Source organism: Micromonospora matsumotoense (assembly GCF_050951065.1).
GTDB classification, from domain to species: domain Bacteria; phylum Actinomycetota; class Actinomycetes; order Mycobacteriales; family Micromonosporaceae; genus Micromonospora; species Micromonospora matsumotoensis.
The window spans coordinates 889,401-902,690 of the sequence record NZ_CP192025.1 but is presented as its reverse complement, the minus strand read 5'-3'; the positions used below and the strand labels follow the sequence as shown (position 1 = coordinate 902,690).

The following is a 13,290-nucleotide window of genomic DNA, read 5'->3' as shown; positions in this document are numbered from 1 at the left end:
TGGATGAACGCCGGCATGCCGGCGGAGAAGTCGATGAACTTCGGCCCGTCGGCCCGCCGGCTGCTCGGCCGGCTGCGACCGCACCGCGCGTCGCTGACCGGCATCATCGCCCTGGCGGTGACCAGCGTCGGGTTCAGCGTGATCGGGCCGAAGATCCTCGGCCACGCCACCGACATCATCTTCGCCGGGGTGATCGGCCGGCAGTTGCCTGCGGGCAGCACCGTCGACCAGGCGGTCGCCGGGATGCGGGCCGCCGGCAACGACAACTTCGCCGACATGGTCGCCCGGATGGACGTGGTCCCCGGGGCCGGCATCGACTTCGACGCCCTGGGCCGGACGCTGCTGTTCGCGCTCGGTCTCTATGTCGCCGCCAGCCTGCTGATGTGGTGGCAGGGCTGGCTGCTCAACGGGGTGGTGCAGGCCACCGTGCTGCGACTGCGCGCCGAGGTGGAGGAGAAGCTCAACCGGCTGCCGCTGCCCTACTTCGACCGGCAGCCCCGGGGTGAGCTGCTCAGCCGGGTCACCAACGACATCGACAACATCTCGCAGACCCTGTCGCAGACGATGAGCCAACTGCTCACCTCGCTGCTGACCGTGGTGGGCGTGCTGGCGATGATGTTCTGGATCTCGCCGCTGCTGGCGCTGGTCGCGCTGGTCGCGGTGCCGCTGTCGGTGATCGTGACGCAGCAGATCGCCAAGCGGTCGCAGCAGAAGTTCATCGCCCAGTGGACCCACACCGGGGAGCTGAACGGCCAGATCGAGGAGGCCTTCACCGGCCACGAGCTGGTCAAGGTCTTCGGTCGCTCCCCGGAGGTGGAGGCCACCTTCCACGCCAAGAACGAGGAGTTGTTCCGGGCCAGCTTCGGCGCCCAGTTCATCTCCGGGATCATCATGCCGGCGATGATGTTCGTCGGGAACCTCAGCTATGTGGCGATCGCCGTGGTCGGTGGGCTGCGGGTGGCCTCCGGATCGATGAGCCTCGGTGACGTGCAGGCCTTCATCCAGTACTCGCGGCAGTTCACCCAGCCGCTCACCCAGCTCGCCTCGATGGCGAACCTGCTCCAGTCCGGGGTGGCCTCGGCCGAACGGGTGTTCGCCGTGCTCGACGCCGACGAGCAGAGCCCCGACCCGGTGACCCCGGCCCGGGTCGCCGAACCGCACGGCCGGGTCGAGTTCGAGAGCATCTCCTTCCGGTACGACCCGGACAAGCCGCTGATCGACGACCTGTCCCTGGTCGCCGAGCCCGGCCACACCGTGGCCATCGTCGGCCCCACCGGCGCCGGGAAGACCACCCTGGTCAACCTGGTGATGCGCTTCTATGAACTGGACGCCGGGCGGATCACCCTGGACGGGGTGGACATCACCACGCTGCGCCGCGACGACCTGCGCGGCCGGATCGGCATGGTGCTCCAGGACACCTGGCTCTTCGGCGGCACCATCCGGGACAACATCGCCTACGGCCGCCCGGACGCCACCGAGGAGGAGATCCTCACCGCCGCACGGGCCACCTTCGTGGACCGGTTCGTGCGCAGCCTCCCCGACGGGTACGACACCGTCATCGACGAGGAGGGCAGCAACGTCAGCGCCGGGGAGAAGCAGCTCATCACCATCGCGCGGGCGTTCCTCGCGGAGCCGTCGCTGCTGATCCTGGACGAGGCGACCAGCTCGGTGGACACCCGTACCGAGGTGCTGCTGCAACGGGCGATGGCGGCGCTGCGCTCCGACCGGACCAGCTTCGTCATCGCGCACCGGCTCTCCACCATCCGCGACGCCCACCTGATCCTGATGATGGAGAACGGCCGGATCGTCGAGCAGGGCACCCACCAGCAACTGCTCGCCGCGCGGGGGGCGTACCACCGGCTCTATCAGGCGCAGTTCGCCGCCGCGACGGTCGACGACGGGGCCGCGCCGGCACCGGTCGGGGGCTGAGCGACGCACCGGTGCGGGGGCCGGGGGCGTCGTCCCCGGCCCCCGCACCGTCAGCCGGCAGGGAGCAGTTCCGCCGAGCGGGCCGCGACCACCGCGCCGACCAGTCCCACCGCGTCCGCCGCCGGCATCGGGTCCAGCGCCCGGCCGTCGCGCAGGCGCAGGGCGACCGCGTCGACGGCCGCCTCCCGGGCACCGACCACCCCGACGTACGGCACCCGGCGGCGCGACGCGTCCCGGACCCGGGCGCCCAGCGAGCCGGCGGCGTCCACCTCGACCCGTAGCCCCGCGTCGACCGCCCGACGGGCCAACCGGGCCACCGCGTCGGCCTGCCCGGCGTCGACCGGCAGGAGCAGCAGCTGGACCGGGGCGTACCAGGGTGGGAATGCGCCCTGGTGCACCTCGATCAGGTAGGCGAAGAGCCGTTCCATGCTCCCCACCAGGCTGCGGTGCACCAGCACCGGCCGCCGCCGGGCACCGGACGGGTCGGTGTAGGACAGGTCGAACTTCTCCGGCTTGTCGAAGTCGAGTTGCACGGTGGAGAGGGTCGACTCCCGACCGGCCGCATCGACGATCTGGATGTCGATCTTCGGACCGTAGAAGGCGGCCTCGCCAGGTGCCTCCTCGTGCTCCACCCCGTCGAGCGCGGCGCGCAGCAGCTCCTCGGCGCGGGCCCAGGACGCGTCGTCCCCGACGTACTTCGCCCCCGGCCCGCGCAGCGACAGCCGGAACCCGGCCGGGCGGACGCCGAGCGCCGCGTGCGCCTCCCGGATCAACCGCAGGATCTCCCGGACCTCGTCGCCGACCTGCTCCAGGGTGCAGAAGTTGTGCGCGTCGTTGAGCGAGATGGCCCGCACCCGGGACAGTCCGCCGAGCACCCCGGACCGCTCCGCCCGGTACATCCCGCCCAGCTCGCCGACGCGCAGCGGCAACTCCCGGTAGGAGCGCCCGCGGGCCCGGTAGACCAGCGCGTGGTGCGGGCAGAGCGCCGGCCGGAGCACGAACTCGTCGTCGGCGCTCAGCCGCATCGGCGGGAACATCTCGTCGGCGAAGTAGCCGAGATGCCCGGACAGCGCGAACAACTCCCGTTTGCCCAGCGGTGGGGAGTAGACGTGCTGATAGCCGGCCCGGCGCTCCAACTCGCGGACGTACTCCTCGACGGCGTGCCGGGCCGCCGCGCCGGCCGGCAGCCAGATCGGCAGCCCGGCCCCGGCCAGCGGATCGGAGACGAACAGGTCCAGCTCCCGGCCGAGCCTACGGTGGTCGATCATGTCGCGCTCCTTGATCGGGTACGACCCGGAGGCGACCTCCCCCGAAACGCCGCGAGGCCCCGGGCGGATCGCCCGGGGCCTCGTCGACGGTGAACGTCAGTGCGGCACGTCGGGATCTCCCGACGTCGTGGTCACCACCGCACTGCGCATACCGGCACCGTACGACCCCGGCGACGCCCGGGGCGAGCGCTTTTCCGGCCGGCGGCCGATCGGCACCCCTCCGACCTGCGCTCTTCCGGACGACGGCGACCGGTCAGCGCTTCTCGCAGGCGACCTTGTCCTTGTCCCGGTCCAGGTGGGTGTTCTTCGCATAGACCGAGTCCGACACGGTGAAGTTCGTGACCGGCTTGGTGCTGCCCCGGACCTTGTCCTTCGCGCCCTTCTTGCCCACCCCGTGCTTGTACTTCTTGTTCAGCGCGGTGCAGTTCTTGTACTTCGTCGCCGCCGCCTCGGCCGGGCCGGTCACGACGACGAGGGTGCTGCCGAGCGCCAGGGTCACGACGAGCGCGCCCCGCAGCAGGGTGGAAACCATCTACGAGCCTCCGAAAGGAATGTCGGTTGAGCCCGGGACGCTATCCGAGCGATGCTGGCGAGCGGGGCGTGCTGTCCCCGGGCCGACAGCCGATGTGCCCGAACGACGATCACCCCTCGGCCGGTGGCGGCACGACGCCGCTCCGACGGCGGCAGGCGTCGTACGACCCGTGCCGCCGACCACCGGGAAGGGGGAGACTGCCCGGCTCGTCCGTGGGGCGGGTGGCCGGTGGGGCTGGGGCGGACGGCCTCGGTTCGACTCGCCGAACCGGTCGTCGCCCGCGCGGCTGGGGTCAATGACCGGGTCTGCGCCGGTGGCGGCGATACGGTAGGCCACAGTTGCCATCGTCAGAATCGACAGAAGTCATGATCGACAATTGTCATCCGGGACCGGCGGAGAACCGATGCCCTCCCATGGAGCGTTTCCGCTGGTCGGGGCAGAAATCCGGGCGGAGATTAGGAGGGTCGCCGGCACGGGACCTGCCGGCGACCCACGGCGGCCCGCTCGTCAGGAACGGGGGACCCGACGGGGATGGGGCCGCGTACCCAACGGTACGCCGACGATCCCCGATCCGCCGACCCCCTCCGGGCGACGAGCGACGAGCGGCAGACGGCGAGCGGCAGACGGCAGGCGGCCCTGCACCCCGCTACCGGTGGCACACGGCACGCAGTCGCGCCGTCGTCCCCGGTGGTGTCCGTGGTCACCACCGGGTGGTCCGGTCGTCGGTGCCGGGGCAGCCACCGGCAGGCTCGGTGCCTGGAATCGGCCCTGACCGGCGAGGTGGCAGTCGTGCCCGAGCTTCTCACTGACGTCGCATCGCCCCTGCTGGCGTACCTGTTGCTGATGGGTCTGCTCATCGCGGACGCCTTCGTGCCGGTCATCCCGACCCAGGCCGTCATGATCACCGGGGGCGCGCTCACCGTGGTGGGCGGGCTGAGCCTGCCGCTGACCATCGGCGTCGGGGCGCTCGGCGTCTTCGTCGGCGACCTGGCCTGCTACCTGCTCGGCCGCAGCGCACCGGACCGGCGGCGGGCCCGGCACGTGGACCCGGGTCGGGCCCGCCGGGTCGCCGGGCTTGTCACCCGGGGACTGCGCCGCCCCGGGCCGCTGACCATCCTGCTCTGCCGATTCGTGCCCGGGGGCCGGATGGCGGCCTGCTTCTCCGCCGGCCGCAGCCGCTACCCGTACCGGCTGTTCCTCTGTTACGAGGCGCTGGCGGCCGTCGGCTGGGCCAGCTACGGGGCACTGGTCGGCCACCTCGGCGGCACCGCGCTCACCGGATCGGCCTGGCGGTTGGGGCTGGTCGCGGCAGCGGCGGCGGCCGGGTTCGGGGCAGCCGGCTGGACGATGACCCTGCTCAGCGCCCGCGCCGCCAGCAGGGAAACCCCCACCGACCTGAGCGCGTCCACACCAACCCACCAGGATTACCCGATATCGCCCACATAGCGGCCTCCAGCCTGCTCCGGCACCACCGGATCGGCGCACGTGCGCACGGCCCCGCCGGGGTCACCGGGTCATTCGAGTTCGTGGAGCATGAGCTGGCGGGCCGCCTCGGTGATCGAACCGGACAGGCTCGGATAGATGGTGATGGTCTGGGCCAGCTCGTTGACGGTGAGGTTGTTCTCGATCGCCATGGTGATCGGCAGGATCAGCTCGCTGGCCTTGGGGGCCACCACCACCCCGCCGACCACCTGGCCGGTGGACGGGCGGCAGAACAGCTTGACGAAGCCGTCCGCCAGGTCGTCCATCTTCGCCCGGGCGTTGCCGGTCAGCGGCAGCATCACCTGGCGGGCCAGGGTACGACCGGAGTCCGCCTCGTCCTGGGAGACGCCGACGGTGGCCAGCTCCGGGTCGGTGAAGACGTTCGCGGCGACGGTCCGCAGCCGCAGCGGCCGGACCGCCTCGCCGAGGGCGTGCCACATCGCGATCCGGCCCTGCATGGCGGCGACGCTGGCCAGCGGCAGGACGCCGGTGCAGTCGCCGGCGGCGTAGATGCCGGGGACGTTGGTACGCGACACCCGGTCGACCGTGACGTAGCCGCCCTTGGCCAGCTCGACGCCGTACTCGGCCAGGCCCAGTCCGGCGGTGTTCGGGATCGAGCCGACGGCGATCAGGGCGTGCGAACCGGCCACCACCCGCCCGTCGGAGAGCACCACCTCGACGCCGTCGCCGACCCGCCGGACCGCGTCCGCCCGGGAGTTGTTGAGGATGCTCATGCCCCGGCTGCGGAAGACCTGCTCGATGGCCATCGCCGCGTCGGCGTCCTCGTGCGGCATCACCCGGTCCCGGCTGGAGACCAGGGTCACCTCGACCCCCATCGCCTGGTAGGCGCTGGCGAACTCGGCGCCGGTGACGCCGGAACCCACCACGATCAGGTGCGCGGGCAGCTCGGGCAGGTCGTACACCTGCCGCCAGGTGAGGATGCGCTCCCCGTCGGGCAGCGCGGTGGGCAGCTGGCGCGGGGTGGCGCCGGTGGCGACCAGCACGGTGGACGCGGCGATCGAGTATTCCTCACCGCCGTCGGCCGGGGTGACGACAATCCGGTGGGTGTGACCGAGGGTGTCCTCGCCGAGTCGGGCGGTGCCCGCGACGAAGGTCACCCCGGCCTTGAGCAGCTTGGCGTGGATGTCGGCGGACTGGGCCAGGGCGAGCCGCTTCACCCGCCCGTGCACGGCCCGGGCGTCGACCGTGACCGCCTCCAGACCGTCGGAGTGGATGCCGAACTCCTCGGTGTCCCGGTAGCCGGTCACCACCTCCGAGCTGGCGATGAAGGTCTTCGACGGGACGCAGTCGGAGAGCACGCAGGCACCCCCGGCGCCGTCGGCCTCCACCACGGTGACGTCGGCGTCCAGCTGGGCGGCGACCAGTGCCGCCTCGTAGCCGGCCGGCCCCCCGCCGATGATCACGATGTGGCTCACAGCCCTCGCCCTTTCTCGGTGCTCACAGTGACTTTCTTCTCCCGAACCCGTGCGACACGCACCGTCGTATTCTCCCCCACCCGTCCGCCGGGCTATCGTCATCGCCGTGCGTCACTATGCGGCCTACGGCTCAAACCTGGACCCCGCCCGGATGCGGGCCTACTGCCCGCATTCGCCGATGGTGGGCATCGGCTGGCTGGAGGGGTGGCGGCTGACCTTCGCCGGCGAGGACGTGATCGGCTGGGAGGGTTCCGTCAGCACCGTGGTCGAGTCCCCGGGCGACCGGGTCTTCGTGGCGCTGTACGACATCGACCCCTACGACGCCGCCCAGCTCGACGAGTTGGAGGGCGTCACCGCCGGCACGTACCGCAGGCTCACCGTGCGGGTCTCGACGCTGGACGGTGACGTGACCGCCTGGGTGTACGTCTTCGACGGCTACGAGGGTGGTCTGCCGACCGCCTGGTACCTGTCGGAGATCGCGAACGCCGCCGAGAAGGCGGGCGCACCCGACGACTACGTCTCCGAGCTGCGGTCCCGCCCCACCGGCACCGCCTCGGCGTAACGCGTGTCGCACCCGTCCAGTTTGCTACCGGCGTCGGCGACGTCCGACAGCGACCCCGGCGGGCGTCACGCGGCGCACACCGGGGCGCCCGGTCAGGCGGCGGCGGGCACGCTCCGCTCGTACAGGTCGATCCAGCGGGTGTCGCGTAGGCCCACGGAGCGGTAGAGGGTGACCGGGGCGGTCGGGTTGGCCAGGTCGACGCCGAGCCCGGCGTGGCCCCGGCCCTTGGCCGCGTAGACCGCGAACGCCCGTCGCAGCAACGCCGCCCCCACCCCGCGCCGCCGGTACGCGGGCAGCACCGACAGGGTGCGTACCCAGCCCATGTCCTGCTCCAGCGCCTGGTCCGACGAGTTCAGCGCGCCGGCCGGCGCGCCGTCGACCTCGGCGAGGAACCACTCGTCCCAGACCCGCCCGCCGTCGGTGAGCCGGTCCCGCCAGCCCTCGAAGCCGACCGGCTCGTAGTCCGGGGTGTCCCGGAAGGCGGTGTCGTGGATCCGGTGGAACAGCCGCAGGTCGGCCTCGTCGTCGGGGCGCAGCGACCGGACGGTCACCCCGGGCGGGGGTGGCGGCTCGGCGGGCAGCTCGGCCAGCGACCGGCCCATCCGCACGTACCGTTTGACCCGGGTGAAGCCGGCGGCGGTCAGCTCGCCCGCCCAACGGGTCTCCGGCGCGCAGACGGACGCGCGGGCGGTCAACGCGGGCCGGCCCCGTTCGGCGGCCCGTTCGGCGACCCGGCGCAGCATCCGGTCGAGCAGCACGGCCCGTAGCGCCATCGCGTGCTCCGGATCGACGAAGACGTCCAGGTATTCCCGGCCCACCCCGGTCGGGTTGTCCACCAGCGTCCAGCCGACGACCCGCTGATCAGGATCGGTCAGCAGCCAGGAGTCGTGTTGCGGGTCGAAGAACGGCGCGGTCAACGCCGCCCGGACGTCGTCGGCGTCGAAGTCGGGGTGGCCGATGGCGAACGTGTCGGCGGCGTGCACCACGGCGAGCAGCGCGGGCACGTCGTCCAGGGTGGGGCGGCGGGCGGTCCAGCCGGCGGGGAGCGTCACGCCGCAGATCCTGGCAGCCCGCCGGCGGGACCGCCGCCGATTTTCGCCGCCACCCGCCCCGGACCGCCTGCCGCCACGCCCGCCCGGCGGCTGACCGGCCGTGCAACGAGCGGCCGGTGGGTCCCGGTGGTGCGGCCGCCGGCCAGGGAGCCGTCAGCGCAGAGCCGACGGCCGGGCCCCGCTAGCTGGCCGCGCCGGCCCGCAGCCGCGCGCGGACGTCGGTGAGCAGCTCGATCAACTCCCGGCCCTCGGCCGGGCGGAGCGCCCCGAAGCCGGCCGAGGTCAACCGGTCGGTCACCGCCTCGGCCCAGAGCCGCCGCCGCACCAACGGCCCGACCGGCGGGTAGGGCGGGGACCACCCGCACGCCGCCGCCCCGGCCTCCCCCTCCGGCCCGGCCAGCACCGCCTCCAGCGGTGTCATCCCGGCCGCCCGCACCGCCAGCAGGTACGCCCCGGCGAAGTGCTCCCGCAGCAGCATCAGCGCCACGGCCGCGCGGGCGCCCTCGGCATACTCGGACAGCGGCATGGCCCGCCAGGCCGCGAAGAGCGGCATGCCGGTCGCGTCGGCGGCGGCCACCACCCGTTCCAGCAGGGCGGTCAGCCGGGGCGTGCCGGGCAGGTCGTCGAGGTGCTGGGCGCCCCACCGGCAGCACTCGGTCAGGTTCGCGGTGGCCACCTCCAGGGGCCGGACCACCCGGACGGCGGTGTCCCACCCGTCGGCGACGGCTTCCGGGGCGAGGAAGCCGAGCGCCGCCGCCACCGTCTCGGCGCGGATGTCACCCAACGCGCCGGCCCGCCCGGTGACATAGAACGCCCAGCCGGGAATGCCCATCATCCTGGCCCGTCGCAGGGTCCCCGGGCAGCGGCTGAACAGCTCTCCCAGCTCCAGCACGGCGGGTTTGCTGCCGGCGGCGACCTGTTCCGGCGTCATTCCGACCGCCCGATGCACGCATTCATCGTGCTCAGTCTGCCTCGCCACCGCCAGCCGTGGCATCCCCCTCTTCGGCGTCCGCCGCCTCGATCACCCCCTCGACCTCCCCGGTGCGGCGGCGGGCGGCGGTGAGGGTCCGCTCGGCCGCCCGGCGGGCCAGTTTGGCCCGGCTCAGCTCCTGTTCGGCGCCGGCCCGACGACGTTCCAGTTCGGCCAGTTCCCGCTCGATGCGGTCGAGCGCGTCGATGCCCTCCCGCTCGGCCGTCGCCGCGCCGTCCAGCTCCCGTTCCGCCTGCCGCTGGGCGGCCCGCGCCGCCACCAGCTCCCGGTCCAGGGCCCGGCGGCGCTTCGCCCGTTCGGCCCGGGCGGCCCGCGCCGCCGCCCGCTCGTCGCGGGCCCGTCGCCCGCCGCCCCGGTCCACCTCCCGCTCCGGTACGGAGGCAGCCTCCGCCCCGCCGCCGGTGGCCTCCCCGGCGGCACCGCCGGTGACCAGCCGGAGCTGGGGGCGGGGCACCTCGCCGAACCCGGAGTGGTGCACCGCCCGCAGCAGCCGCCCGGAACGGACCTGCCCGGCCACTTCGGTGTCGGCGAGCGCGGCGTGCAGGGTGGCCTCGACCTCGGCCAGCGGCAGCCGGGCGACCGGCGGCCCGTCGGGAATGTCGGCGGCGATCCGGCGTACCTCGGCGACCAGCGCGGCGACCAGCCCCCGCCGCTGGGCGGACAACTCCCGCAGCCGGCCCCCCTTGAGGTCGCGCTGGGCGGTGCGCAGCGCCTCGGCCAGCGGCCCGAGGTCGGCGACCAACTCGGGCCGGTCCAGGGCGAGCAGGTTCACCAGCCAGGCCGCCACCGTGGGCCGCTTCCATCCGGCGATCCGCCGGGCGGCGGCGACGTCCCCGGCCCGGCGGGCCTCGGCGACGGCGGCGTCCCGGGCGACGACGAACCGGTCGGGCGGGGTGCGGTAGAGCTGCCGGATCAGCGTGGGCTCGTCGGCGGCCACGGCTCAGGCGTCGATCCGGCTGCCCGGCTCCAGCCGCTGGTAGTCGGTGCGGGACAACGCGGTGTACTGCCGGTCGAGCACGCCGTACCCGTTGTCGTTGAGCAGCGCGTCGTGCAGCGCGTACGCCCGGCGGGGGGCGACCGCCCGGATGAAGTCGACCACCTCGGAGAACTTCGACCAGGGGGCGTGGATCGGGGCGAAGAGCGTGTCCACCTCGACGCCCTCGGGGACGTGCAGCGCGTCGCCGGGGTGGTAGACCGTGCCGTCGACCAGGTAGCCGATGTTGTCCACCACCGGGATGTCGGGGTGGATGACGGCGTGCCGGCCGCCGACGGCGCGTACCGGGATGCCGGCGGCGGTGAACGTGTCGCCGGGGGTGACCGGGGTCAGTGCCGTCGCCGCGTCGCCGAGGACGGCACCGAGCGCGGCCGGCCCGTACACCGGGATCGGTTCCCGGTCCAGCCGGCGGGTGAGCGCGGCCACGTCGAGGTGGTCGGGGTGCTCGTGGGTGACCAGCACCGCGTCCGCCCCGTCCAGCGCCGCCGACTCGCTGAACACGCCCGGGTCGACGACCAGCACCGCCCCGTCGCGTTCGATCCGTAGACAGGAGTGCGAATACTTGGTGAGCCGCATCGTGACTCCTCGCTTATCGAATCGTGATGTCCTCAGCGCAGTCTGCCGGAACCGGGGCGGCTGCGCGCCGCGTCCGAGTTATCGCCGGCGAAACCGGCGTACGGACGACGACGGGAGCGGGGATGACATTGAGGACAGCGGCCGGTGGGGCGCGGACCCTGGCGGCGATCGGGTTGGCGGCACTGCTGCTGGCCGGGTGCGGGGCCGCCGACCGGAGCAGCGAGTCGGCCGACTCCGGTGGGGCGGCACCGGCCGAGAAGGCACCGGCGCGGGGAGTCCCGGGCGGGGCGGCGCCGGACCGCGACGCGGCGGCGGGGCAGGCCGGTACGGGTGCCCCGGACCTGCGGGTCGACCAGCGGGCGATCATCTACACCGGAACGATGCGGGTGCAGGTGGACGACGTGGAGGGTGCGGCCCGGCGGGCGGTGGACGCGGTCACCGCCACCGGCGGGTTCGTCGGCGGGGACCAGCGCCGCAGCGTCGACGCGTCCGCCCAGGCGGAGCTGGAACTGCGGGTGCCGGCGGCGAAGTTCTCCCCGCTCGTCGAGGAGCTGGCCACCTACGGGCGGCAGCAACGCCGCGAGATCCGTACCCAGGACGTCACCGAGGAGACCGTCGACCTGGACGCCCGGATCATCACCCAGCGGGCCCGGGTGGACAGCGCCCGCCGGTTGCTGGCCCGGGCCAACACCGTGCCGGAGCTGGTCTCGTTGGAGAACGAGGTGACCCGCCGGGAGGCGGACCTGGCCTCGCTGGAGGCGAAGAAGCGTCGGCTGGCCGACCTGACCGCCCTCTCCACGATCACGGTGACCTTCGTCGGCCGGGACGCCTCGACGGCCGACGAGGAAGAGGAGGACCGGACCGGGTTCATGGTGGGTCTGCGGGGTGGCTGGACGGTCTTCCTCGCCTCGATGGGCGTGCTGCTCACCGTGCTCGGGGCGCTGCTGCCCTGGTTGCTGCTCATCGGGGTGCCCGTGACGGCGGCCGTGGTGCTGCTGCGTCGGCGACGCCAACGGCGGCGGCCCGCGCCACCGGTGGGACCGGTGGGCGGGGGCCGTCCGCCGACTCCTACCGGGCCGCCGCCAGTGCCCGCAACGCGGTCTGCACCATGACGCGCACCCCGACCGGGATGGCCCGCTCGTCGACGTCGAAGGACGCCCGGTGCAGGTCCATGGTGGGGCCGCCGGCGCGGCCCACGCCGAGCCGGGCCAGCGCCCCGGGGACGTGTTCGAGATACCAGGAGAAGTCCTCACCGCCCATGCTCTGCGGCGTCTCCGCGATCCCCTCGGGGCCGAGCGCAGCGGCGGTGGCGGCGGTGAGCACGCCGATGGCGCGGGCGTCGTTGCTGACCGGCGGCCGACCCCGCAGGTATTCCAGGTCGACCGTCGCGCCGGTGGGCGCGATGACGTCCCGGACGACCTGAGCGACGATCTCGGGGGCCCGCTCCCAGGTGTCGCGGTCCATCACCCGCAGGGTGCCGGCCGCGCACGCCTCGGACGGGATGACGTTGTAACGGGTGCCGGCCGAGGCGTGGCCGAACACCAGCAGCAGCCCGCTGTTGGCCGGCACCCGGCGGTTGACCAGGGCCGGAACCTCGGTGACCAGCCGGCCGAGCGCATCGACCAGGTCGACGGTCAGGTGCGGGCGGGCGGTGTGGCCGCCCGGCCCGGTCAGCTTCACGGTGACGTTGTCGGCCGCCGCGGTGATCGGGCCGACCCGCAGCCCCACCCTGCCCACCGGCTGGTTGGGGTCGCAGTGCAGCGCGAAGATCTGCACCACGTCCTCCAGGCCACCGGCCTCGATGACCTCCAGCGAGCCGCAGGGCAGGATCTCCTCCGCGGGCTGGAAGATCAGCCGGACCCGGCCGTCGAGCTGGCCGGCGTCGGCGAGTTGGGCCAGCAGCATGCCGACGCCGAGCAGCACGGCCGTGTGCACGTCGTGGCCGCAGGCGTGGCAGACCCCGTCCACCGTGGACCGGTAGGGGACGTCCTTCACGTCGGTCAGCGGCAACGCGTCGATGTCGGCACGGAGCGCGACGACCGGGCCGTCGGGCCGCCCGTCGACGTCGCAGATCACCCCGTTGCCCTTGGGCAGCAGTCGGGGGTGCAGCCCGGCGAGGGTGAGTTCCCGGGCGATCAGCGCCGCCGTCTCGAACTCCTCGCCGGAGAGTTCCGGATGGGAGTGGAGGTGGCGGCGGGTGGCGATCAGGCCGGGTACCCGCAGGGCGAGCAGGTGATCCAGATCGTGGGGCAGGGGCTGGGACCCGGACGGTGCCTCCGCCCAGGACGACGCCAGCTGGCTGCCGTTGGGCAGCGTCAACGCACTCGTCACGTCGAATTCTCGATCACTAGGAATGGATGGATCATCGGGGAGGACAGCAGACAGCCTAGACCTCCGACGGTGACGCTGCGCAACCTCGTTACGGTAGCGATCAGAGCGCACAGCGTCACGTAAGCCCTGGTGGGAGG

The 13,290-nt window shown here is 73.4% G+C and carries 12 protein-coding genes; 4 read left to right on the top strand and 8 right to left on the bottom strand.

Features of this window, described 5'->3' with window-relative positions:
- The first annotated feature begins 3 nt into the window (after positions 1–3).
- Positions 4–1,929 carry an ABC transporter ATP-binding protein gene (locus ACQP1S_RS04320; RefSeq protein ID WP_432907784.1) on the top strand — a complete coding sequence of 642 codons (1,926 nt, stop codon included), beginning with the start codon at positions 4–6 and terminating at the stop codon, positions 1,927–1,929.
- A 50-nt stretch (positions 1,930–1,979) separates the two neighbouring features.
- Here ACQP1S_RS04320 and thrS read toward each other — a convergent pair whose 3' ends face one another.
- Positions 1,980–3,197 (bottom strand): threonine--tRNA ligase, encoded by a 1,218-nt coding sequence (thrS, locus tag ACQP1S_RS04315; protein WP_432903216.1) that lies wholly within the window; start codon positions 3,195–3,197, stop codon positions 1,980–1,982.
- Between the two features lie 253 nt (positions 3,198–3,450).
- Positions 3,451–3,729 carry an excalibur calcium-binding domain-containing protein gene (locus ACQP1S_RS04310; RefSeq protein ID WP_091252691.1) on the bottom strand — a complete coding sequence of 93 codons (279 nt, stop codon included), beginning with the start codon at positions 3,727–3,729 and terminating at the stop codon, positions 3,451–3,453.
- 789 nt (positions 3,730–4,518) lie between these two features.
- On the opposite strand from ACQP1S_RS04310, the gene ACQP1S_RS04305 reads away from it, so the two are divergent.
- Positions 4,519–5,175: a DedA family protein gene (locus ACQP1S_RS04305; protein ID WP_432903213.1), complete on the top strand. Its 657-nt coding sequence runs from the start codon at positions 4,519–4,521 to the stop codon at positions 5,173–5,175.
- A gap of 68 nt (positions 5,176–5,243) precedes the next feature.
- Here the strand turns inward: ACQP1S_RS04305 and ACQP1S_RS04300 are convergent, their stop codons facing one another.
- The gene (locus tag ACQP1S_RS04300) at positions 5,244–6,647 is read right to left on the bottom strand and encodes an NAD(P)H-quinone dehydrogenase (protein WP_432903210.1); all 1,404 of its coding nucleotides are present in this window, start codon (positions 6,645–6,647) and stop codon (positions 5,244–5,246) included.
- A gap of 106 nt (positions 6,648–6,753) precedes the next feature.
- Here ACQP1S_RS04300 and ACQP1S_RS04295 point away from each other — a divergent pair, with 106 nt between their 5' ends.
- On the top strand, positions 6,754–7,209 hold the full coding sequence (locus tag ACQP1S_RS04295; RefSeq protein WP_091252700.1) for a gamma-glutamylcyclotransferase: 456 nt from the start codon (positions 6,754–6,756) through the stop codon (positions 7,207–7,209).
- Positions 7,210–7,301: 92 nt separating this feature from the next.
- Here the strand turns inward: ACQP1S_RS04295 and ACQP1S_RS04290 are convergent, their stop codons facing one another.
- The 4 genes from ACQP1S_RS04290 to ACQP1S_RS04275 all read right to left on the bottom strand — a co-directional run bounded on the left by ACQP1S_RS04290 (position 7,302) and on the right by ACQP1S_RS04275 (position 10,822).
- Positions 7,302–8,261 (bottom strand): GNAT family N-acetyltransferase, encoded by a 960-nt coding sequence (locus ACQP1S_RS04290; RefSeq protein ID WP_432903207.1) that lies wholly within the window; start codon positions 8,259–8,261, stop codon positions 7,302–7,304.
- A gap of 181 nt (positions 8,262–8,442) precedes the next feature.
- Positions 8,443–9,192: an SCO6745 family protein gene (locus ACQP1S_RS04285; RefSeq protein WP_432907781.1), complete on the bottom strand. Its 750-nt coding sequence runs from the start codon at positions 9,190–9,192 to the stop codon at positions 8,443–8,445.
- A 31-nt stretch (positions 9,193–9,223) separates the two neighbouring features.
- On the bottom strand, positions 9,224–10,189 hold the full coding sequence (locus ACQP1S_RS04280) for a hypothetical protein (protein ID WP_432903204.1): 966 nt from the start codon (positions 10,187–10,189) through the stop codon (positions 9,224–9,226).
- A gap of 3 nt (positions 10,190–10,192) precedes the next feature.
- Positions 10,193–10,822, bottom strand: a complete 630-nt coding sequence (locus ACQP1S_RS04275; protein ID WP_091252710.1) for an MBL fold metallo-hydrolase — start codon at positions 10,820–10,822, stop codon at positions 10,193–10,195.
- 122 nt (positions 10,823–10,944) lie between these two features.
- On the opposite strand from ACQP1S_RS04275, the gene ACQP1S_RS04270 reads away from it, so the two are divergent.
- Positions 10,945–11,934, top strand: coding sequence for a DUF4349 domain-containing protein (locus ACQP1S_RS04270; protein WP_432903201.1), 990 nt, complete (start codon positions 10,945–10,947; stop codon positions 11,932–11,934).
- Here the strand turns inward: ACQP1S_RS04270 and ACQP1S_RS04265 are convergent.
- Positions 11,891–13,153 carry an amidohydrolase gene (locus tag ACQP1S_RS04265; RefSeq protein WP_432903198.1) on the bottom strand — a complete coding sequence of 421 codons (1,263 nt, stop codon included), beginning with the start codon at positions 13,151–13,153 and terminating at the stop codon, positions 11,891–11,893. The genes ACQP1S_RS04270 and ACQP1S_RS04265 overlap by 44 nt on opposite strands.
- Positions 13,154–13,290 lie beyond the last annotated feature (137 nt).